The sequence below is a fragment of the Moorena sp. SIO3B2 genome, from assembly GCF_010692525.1.
GTDB classification, from domain to species: domain Bacteria; phylum Cyanobacteriota; class Cyanobacteriia; order Cyanobacteriales; family Coleofasciculaceae; genus Moorena; species Moorena producens.
On the sequence record NZ_JAAHHE010000280.1, the window covers coordinates 1 to 8,244 of the forward strand.

6 protein-coding genes are annotated in these 8,244 nt (G+C 46.2%); 3 read left to right on the forward strand and 3 right to left on the reverse strand.

The window, feature by feature from the left end; genetic code table 11:
• Together F6K38_RS31060 and glpX are read right to left on the reverse strand one after the other, a co-directional pair.
• Window positions 1-1,078 (reverse strand): glutamyl-tRNA reductase (locus tag F6K38_RS31060; RefSeq protein WP_287358918.1); only part of this gene is annotated, 1,078 nt, incomplete at its 3' end.
• 549 nt (window positions 1,079-1,627) lie between these two features.
• Window positions 1,628-2,665, reverse strand: a complete 1,038-nt coding sequence (gene glpX, locus F6K38_RS31065) for a class II fructose-bisphosphatase (RefSeq protein WP_287358920.1) — start codon at window positions 2,663-2,665, stop codon at window positions 1,628-1,630.
• A 286-nt stretch (window positions 2,666-2,951) separates the two neighbouring features.
• Here glpX and F6K38_RS31070 point away from each other — a divergent pair, with 286 nt between their 5' ends.
• Window positions 2,952-3,083, forward strand: coding sequence for a hypothetical protein (locus F6K38_RS31070; protein ID WP_287358922.1), 132 nt, complete (start codon window positions 2,952-2,954; stop codon window positions 3,081-3,083).
• Window positions 3,084-3,119: 36 nt separating this feature from the next.
• Here F6K38_RS31070 and F6K38_RS31075 read toward each other — a convergent pair whose 3' ends face one another.
• Window positions 3,120-3,479 carry a hypothetical protein gene (locus F6K38_RS31075; RefSeq protein WP_287358924.1) on the reverse strand — a complete coding sequence of 120 codons (360 nt, stop codon included), beginning with the start codon at window positions 3,477-3,479 and terminating at the stop codon, window positions 3,120-3,122.
• A 351-nt stretch (window positions 3,480-3,830) separates the two neighbouring features.
• Between F6K38_RS31075 and F6K38_RS31080 the strand changes: the two genes are divergently transcribed.
• Window positions 3,831-7,163, forward strand: coding sequence for an NB-ARC domain-containing protein (locus tag F6K38_RS31080; protein ID WP_287358926.1), 3,333 nt, complete (start codon window positions 3,831-3,833; stop codon window positions 7,161-7,163).
• Between the two features lie 828 nt (window positions 7,164-7,991).
• Window positions 7,992-8,244, forward strand: a 253-nt coding sequence (gene grxC, locus F6K38_RS31085; RefSeq protein WP_287358820.1) for a glutaredoxin 3, incomplete at its 3' end; no start/stop codon positions are given.

An 8,244-nucleotide genomic window follows, 5' to 3' on the forward strand; every position in this document is an offset into this window, starting at 1 on the left:
TTTCGACCTTGCTGCGCAAGCTACTAATGGTAGAAACGGTTTCGAGGGAACGCCACCAGATGTCAAAGGCTGCCACATCTTCTTCCAAGAGTTCTTGTGCTTCCATCGCCATCTTACGACGGCTTTCTTGATTCTGTGCTACCACTGCTTTTAAGTCATCCACATTGAATGAGTGGACAGTCTCTAACTCATCAACATCAGCTGCCACATTACGAGGCACAGAAATATCAATTAGCATTAAGGAATGGTTTGTCTGCAACACTCCTTCTAAATTCGAGCGAGTCAGGAGTGGTTCCGTGGCACCAGTGCTAGTAAATACGATATCTGACTGGGCAACCACTCTCATCATATCTGACAAGGAATGGAGTTTTAGATCCGCTTTGGGAAACGCTTTCGCTAACTCTTCAGCCCGTTTGGTGGAACGATTCAGAATTGAGATATCTACGGCACCTTTGGCCAGCAGATGTTTCACCAGTAAGCGAGACATCTTACCAGCACCGATAATTGCTATTTTATAGGGGGTCAAAGAGGTGCCATAAAGGGTCTCTACCTTCTGCTGAGCTAACTCTACCGCTGCTGAGCTAATGGATACTGCCCCAGTGCCAATACTGGTTTCAGTGCGAACTCGCTTACCGGCAGTAATTGCTTGTTTAAACAGTTTATTAAGTAGACGTCCAATTCCCTTGTGTTGCTGACCAAGTTTGTGGGTGGTTTTGACCTGAGCTAGAATTTGCCCTTCTCCTAACACTAGGCTATCTAGACCGCCAGCAACTCGCATTAAGTGCATGACTGCATCTTGATACAACAGAATAAATAGGTGAGGGCGCAACTTGGCTAGAGGAATACCAGCTTTTTCTGTTAGAAACTGGCACAATTCTCGAATTCCGGCATCAGTTTCTGTGGTGACTATATAAACTTCTAACCGATTACAAGTACTCAGTATCGCTACCTCTTGTATATGAGGATAGCTACATAAGTGGGGCATCACAGTTTCTAACTGGGCTTCTGGAATGCTCAGTTTTTCTCTGACTTCAACCGGTGCTGTCTTGTGGCTCAGACCTACTACGGCAATGTTCATGTTTTTTATCAGAACGTTTAATGGCAGTATTAGTTATAGCAATTCTTAAAAAGGTGAGGAACTTTTGTATTTGATTTTAGGGATTAGGGAGTAGGGGGGTAAGCATTCAGCATTCAGCATTCAGCATTCAGCATTCAGCATTCACCTAAAGGCTTGTGGCCAAAGGCTGACGGCAACTCAAGTAGCGTGCGCGTAGCGCATTAGCTGACGGCTGAATGCTTAAGTAGAATGTTTCCTACAAATCCTTACTAAAACGAACTTGAAGGAAGGGTTAAACTAGGTTTTTAACCTTCCTTCAAGCTTTAACTACTGTTGCGGTTAGGGCGTGTTTTCAAAGTTTTCCGCAAGATTATGATCCCCCCCAGCCCCCCTTAAAAAAGGGGGGAGCCATACTCAAAGTCCCCCTTTTTTAAGGGGGACCCACGGGGGATCTCCGAGGCAAGAAGAGACGCCCTAACCGCAACAGGGGTAAGCATTCAGCTGACGGCTGTTCGCTGACGGCTGACAGCTGATAGCTTACCTACAGGGTTACAACCCTTTTCCTAAAAGTTAGCTTAATTGGATATACTTGGGCTGTTCAAACATATGAACGGTGTCCACAAACCGAGCGGTCTTGGACTGACTGGAAATAACTAGGCTTTGAGTCCGTGCTCCACCTTGGAAGAACCGAACCCCATTCATCAGGGTTCCTGGGGTGATGCCACAAGCAGCAAACAGTACGGTGTCACCAGAGGCTAGTTCCTCAGCATTGTAAACCTTATCGGGGTCGGTAATTCCCATGCTTGCGAGCCGTTCTAGGTTGCTTTCTTTGCTCTCCCCAATCAGACCAGTTTTCACGATGGCGGGATCGTAGATTAGCTGACCTTGGAAGTGTCCCCCTAAGGCACGCATTGCTGCTGCTGAGATTACCCCTTCTGGTGCAGCACCGATGCCCATCAAGGCATGGATATTGGTACCAGCAAAGGCACAGGAGATGGCGGCGGAAACGTCACCGTCACTAATCAGTCGCACCCGAGCACCAGCTCCCCGGATTTCTTTGATCAAGCCCTCGTGACGGGAACGGTCCATCACAACTACCACCAATTCCTCCATGGAGCGCTCTAGACAATCGGAGAGAATTTTAAGATTTTCCGTTGCGGACTTGTTGATATCTACATGATTCTTGGCTTGGGGTGGTGCTGCCAGCTTTTTCATGTAAAAGTCAGGAGCAGCAAATAGACCACCTTTCTCGGAAATAGCTAGCACTGCCATGGAACCGTTTTGCCCATAGGCCACTAGGTTGGTGCCTTCGCAGGGGTCAACCGCAATATCAATTTCGATCAGTTCATCTGGGTTACAGAATGTGGCAGCATCCTCTTGGGTGCAAATACCAACTTCTTCACCAATGTAGAGCATGGGAGCATCATCCCGCTCTCCTTCTCCAATTACAATGCGACCCCGCATATAGATCTTGTTCATCCGCTCCCGCATGGCTTCAACAGCCACTTCGTCAGCAGTGTCTTTCTCCCCTTTACCCATCCATTTGGCGGATGCGATCGCAGCTTTTTCTACGACTTCTATAATTTCTAAACCTAGTGTATTTTCCAAAGCGCCCGTTCTCCCAAAAGCTAGATGAGCTTATTTTCTTAATTATTTGTTTACAGTTCTTAAGTCTATCAGAGCGTGGTATCTCGCAGAAGGGAACAGGGAATAGGGAATAGGGCACAGGGACTGAAATGCTTGTTTACTCTGGGGTTTGGGTGTGTGGAAACGGATGCGATCGCATCATCTTAGTTGCGTAGGGTGCGTTAGGGGGGCATCATTTTACCCCTCGTAGCCAGGCTTTGGATAGCCCACCCCGTAACGCACCACTGGGTCAAACAACTTTTAAGAGATGCACCCGGAAGGGGTGTATGGAAACGGTTGCGATCGTATCACCCTAGGGAATCGGGCATCGGGAGTGACTGATGGTGGTGCGTTACTGAAACTCTTTTCCCTCGTTAGTATGAAGCTTCCCCCTTATTAAGGGGGGTTAGGGGGGATCACCCACACGCGCTATTTCTTATTTCCTCCACCAGGGAAGCACCACCTTCAGCAATCCAGTCAAGAGTATAATTAATTGATTCAACGCTGTAATCAATCGATTCAGTACTCTAATTAGTGCAATTAGTGCAATTAAAGTTTTAATTAGTGCAACTAAAGCCCTAATCAATGTGATTAATCTTCTAATCCATGTAATTAACATTCTAATCAATGTAGGTGAAACTCTAATTAAAACTATTATTGGCAAAATGAATTCCTCCGGACTGTGTCCATAGTTGGGACAAGGGGCAGGCTTTACGGACAGAGGCTGTGGTTGTTCGACTAATGGTATAGTCTCAAGGATTTGCTTTTCAGCTGGTTGCTTTGAAATATCTTCCATTGTATAATCAAGGGTTATGAAATAACGTGTACTTGAGGTTGGTGTCCACAATCAATAGCTTGTTGAGAGAACCTAAAAACACCGTCTACCAAAGCTAGACTAGTTAAGGGCAAATCTCTTGTGGCACCTACCTTTAACTCTAACATACTATACCTAAACAGAATTGCAATAGGTAATTATGCTACTCAAGTTAAAAACACGGCAATACCTATATTCTGAAGCATTAGTCTCCTTTGCCCAAGAAATATTTAATGAGTTGAGCGAACCTACAAACACCGTTTATCAAAGCTAGACTAGTTAAGGGTACCTTAATTACATACCCTCAAGTAGTCTAGCTTATGCCTCAATAGAATGCCAAGATTTACTTACGGTCCTCAAGTTAAAAACAGAGCACTGCGTCTATTTGAAGCATTAGTCTCCTTTGCCCAAGACATCCGTAATCAGGGGAATCCAAACATTCAATTCTCTTGGATCGGGAAAACCTCAACTCATCCAAGACTGGTAATCAACACTCAGACCAAATATTTAATCGAACTGACAGAGAAGGATAACTATCCAGGTAGTCTCAGCAAGGCTCAAGTGGTAGAAGGCTTGCATCGGATGGAAGACTTCTTAGGAATTTTAGAAGACAACCGTTTCCAGAAAAAAGGAAATCAAAAGAGGAATTTCACCCTGACACTCTACGCCCCAGACCTAGCCACAAACCTAGAACTATTTAATCAACAGTGGGAAAATCAACGACCAGAGAAATCCAAACAGCAAAAACTAGCAACTGCTACTACTCCCAAAAGCTTCCAAACCCTTCGCCCTAAGCCAGGGGTTCCTTTCCAAGCGCCACCCCTACCACCTTACTTTGTCCAACGCCCAGAGGTAAGCCAATCCCTCAAACAATCCTTACTGTCAGAGCAGACAGCCAAGACCGGAACTCTCGTAGTTAGTGCCATTTATGGTTTAGGGGGGATTGGTAAATCTACCTTGGCTGCTGCCATTGCCCATGCTCCAGAGATACAGACTCATTTTCCCGATGGTATTCTGTGGGCAACCTTGGGTCAGGAGCCAGACTTGCTGTCTTTCCTGAGCAGTTGGATCCAAGCACTGGGAGACCATGACTATAAACCCACTAATACTAATGCTGCTTCTAGACATTTACAAACCTTGCTGTTTGACAAGGCTACGCTGCTAGTCGTAGATGACGCTTGGAACCCAGACCATGTGGAACCCTTTCGGATTGGTGGTGCTAAGTGCCGGGTGTTAGTGACGACTCGTGAAGCTCAAATTGTGGGAGTCACTCGCTATGATTTAGATGTGATGAATCCCTCACAAGCCTTAGCCTTATTGGAAGAGTATGGGGGTTCTCAACTCAAGGGGTCAGACCGTAAACAAGCCCAAGCCCTAGCCACAACAGTGGGCTACTTACCCCTAGCCCTGGAGTTAGCGGCAGCACAAATAGCCGATGGTATTTCCTGGCAGGAGTTACTCACTGACCTGCAAAAAGAAATTGCCCTGTTGGAAACCTTAGATTTACCAGGTGCCCAAGAGGTTGATGAAAAGCGACGCAAGCACTACAGCCTAGTGGCATCCTTTAATCTCAGTTTACGGCGACTACCACCAGGAAAATTTCAGCAATTTGCCTGGTTTGGTGTCTTGCCAGAAGATGTCTCGATTACTCCGGCTTTAGGCACAACCTTGTGGGATGTCAGTGCTAGAGAGGCTAGAAGAACCTTACAGTATTTTAAATCTAAGGCTCTACTGCTCTCTGGTAAATCCATTAATGAGACTCCCACCTATCAGCTCCATGACTTAGTCCATGACATGGCGCGTCGGTTGCTAACTTCTCAAGCAGCTACAGGGCAAGAGCGAAGCTTACCGGGTTTGGGATTAACCTGGCCCCAAGCCCATGGTCAACTCCTAGAGCGCTATCGCCAAAAAACCCAAAACGGGTTATGGCACACTCTACCCGATGATGGCTATAGTCACAGTTATCTGACCTGGCATTTAGAAAAAGCCGGTTGGGTAGAGGAAGTACATCAACTGCTACAGGAGGAAACAGAAGCTGGACGCAATGGTTGGTATGAAACCTGTGAACGTCTGGATAAACTAGGGGGCTTTGTCAAGGATGTGGCCAAGGCTTGGCAGTTAGCAGAATACGCTTTTTCCTCTTCACCAACTCGTTCCATTAGTTTGCAGTGCCGTTATGCCTTGATGGTGTCTTCCCTCAATAGTTTGGTAGGGAATATTCCAGGAGAGTTGATGGCAGCCCTGGTAGAGAAAAAGATTTGGACTCCAGTTCAGGCTTTGGCTTATGTTAAACAAACACAACATCCTAATAATCGAGCACAAGCACTAAAACAGCTAGTCCCAAAGTTACCAGAAACACTACTCTCAGAAGCCCTCAAAATCGCACGGGCCATTACCGATGAGTCGAGCCGGGCTAGAGCCCTTAAAGAACTAGCACCATATTTGCCGGAAATTTTACCAGAAGCCCTCGAAGCCGCACTAGCAATTACCGATGAGAATGACCGAGCCTATGCATTCAGAGAACTACCATCACAGTTGCCGGAAATCTTACCAGAAGCCCTAGATGCAGCAAGGGCGATTACCAATAACACAGACCGAGCCAGAGCCCTAAGTGGACTAGCACCACATTTGCCGGAAACCCTGCTCCGAGAAGCCCTGGAAGTGGCACAGGCCATTAACGATGAGTATCACCAAACCAAGGCCCTGATTGGACTAGCACCAAATCTGCCGGAAATCTTACCAGAAGCCCTAGATGCAGCAAGGGCGATTACCGATAACACAGAACGAGCCGATGCCTTGATTGGCCTAGCACCACATTTGCCGGAAATCTTACCAGAAGCCCTAGATGCAGCAAGGGCGATTACCGATAACACAGAACGAGCCGATGCCTTGATTGGCCTAGCACCACATTTGCCGGAAAGGCTGCTCCAAGAAGCCCTAGAAGTGGCACAGGCCATTACCGATGAGTATAACCGAGCCAAGGCTCTGACTGGCCTAGCACCACATTTGCCGGAAAGGCTGCTCCGAGAAGCCCTAGAAGTGGCACAGGCCATTACCGATGAGTATAACCGAGCCAAGGCTCTGACTGGACTAGCACCACAGTTGCCGAGAATCCTACCAGAAGCCCTAGATGCGGTACGAACCATTACCAATCAAAGAGACCGAGCCTATGCCCTAAGTGGACTAGCACCACAGTTGCCGAGAATCTTACCAGAAGCCCTAGATGCAGCAAGGGCGATTACCAATCAAAAAGACCGAGCCGATGCCCTGATTGGACTAGCACCACAGTTGCCGGAAATCCTACCAGAAGCTCTGGAAGCCGCACAGGCACTTACCAATGAGTTTTTCCGAGCCATAGTTCTGAGTGGGCTAGCATCAGATTTGCCGGAAAGCTTGCTCCTACAAGTCCTAGAAACGGCACAGGCAATTAAGTCTGAGTTTTACCGATCCAGAGCCTTCAGTGGACTAATCAAAAATCCTAACTTTTCCCTCCAGGATGACGTTTCCCTTTGGCAAGAGTTTCTTCACACCTTGGCTTGTAGCGATCGCCAGGACTTCTTAGAAGACTTGGTTAATCTCAGTCCAACTATTATCTCTTTGGGAGGCAAGGAAGCTCTGGCTGCAATTGTTGAAGCGATTAAGGATGTAAGTCGGTGGTGGCCCTAGAGTGGAAAGTGTGGGGCGGGGGCGCGGGAAGTGTGGGAAGTGTGGGGAGATGGGGAGATTTTTATTAAGGGTAATGATCTGGAGATGATATCAAAAAGCTTTGAAAATCCCGGTTTTATAAATTATCGGCGTTGCTGATTATGGGTATGATTTTGCCCCCCTAGCCCCCCAATTTTGGGGGGAACAAAACTCTCTTGCGTCCCCCTGAATTGATACCGTTGGCGAAATTAATATTTGTTTACACAAGGGTAGAAGATGGGTAACTTTAAGTTCATGCTCCCCCAGAATTGGGGGTTGGGGGGCTATAAAGACTGCTGTCTTCAGGCTGATATTTCTAAATGTTAAATTCGCCAACGGTATCAAAGTTTGGGAACCAACGGGGGCTTGATAAAAACCAGACTATCTCAAATTATACCTAAATTAAGGAACGCCTAATTATTTATATATGGTTTTTGTAACCATTATTACAACCATTAATAACTAGTATTTTAAAACAAATAATTAAACCAAATACTGATTTATAATAAAGTAAGCATTCAGCAGTCAGCCGTTGGCCGTAGGCCACGCTACGCGAACAGCAGTCAGCTTAAAATAAACCTATAACGATAAAATTTAATAGTTCGAGATTAATGAGTAGTTAAAGTTTGGGTAGTCCATGGATCATGGCACAGGTTTCGAGCCTGATAGCTGATAGCTAATAGCTGATAGCTGATAGCTGACATATAAACACCAAAAATTATCCTATTTCTTTCCTTTTTCTTAAGTTAAACTAGCCCCTAACCATGCTATATCTTTAACTAGGATTCAACAATATAGGATTAACCAAAAATGCTGGATTTTCTCAATCCCATCCTAGGACGCAACCCAGAACAGATGAAAGCCAATGTAGAAATTTACACCTGGCAAGCCTGCCCCTTCTGTATCCGAGCCAAGCTATTGCTATGGTGGAAAGGGGTTGACTACACCGAGTATAAAATCGATGGGGACGACAATGCCAGAAACCAGATGGCGGAACGAGCCAACGGAGGTCGAACGGTACCCCAAATTTTTATCAATAACCAACACATTGGCGGTTGCGATG

Bases quoted from the DNA above. Each gene is read 5' to 3' on its own strand.
- F6K38_RS31080 (WP_287358926.1), top strand. From the start codon at position 3,831: ATGCCAAGATTTACTTACGGTCCTCAAGTTAAAAACAGAGCACTGCGT.
- F6K38_RS31070 (WP_287358922.1), top strand. From the start codon at position 2,952: ATGCACCCGGAAGGGGTGTATGGAAACGGTTGCGATCGTATCACCCTA.
- F6K38_RS31075 (WP_287358924.1), bottom strand. From the start codon at position 3,479: ATGGAAGATATTTCAAAGCAACCAGCTGAAAAGCAAATCCTTGAGACT.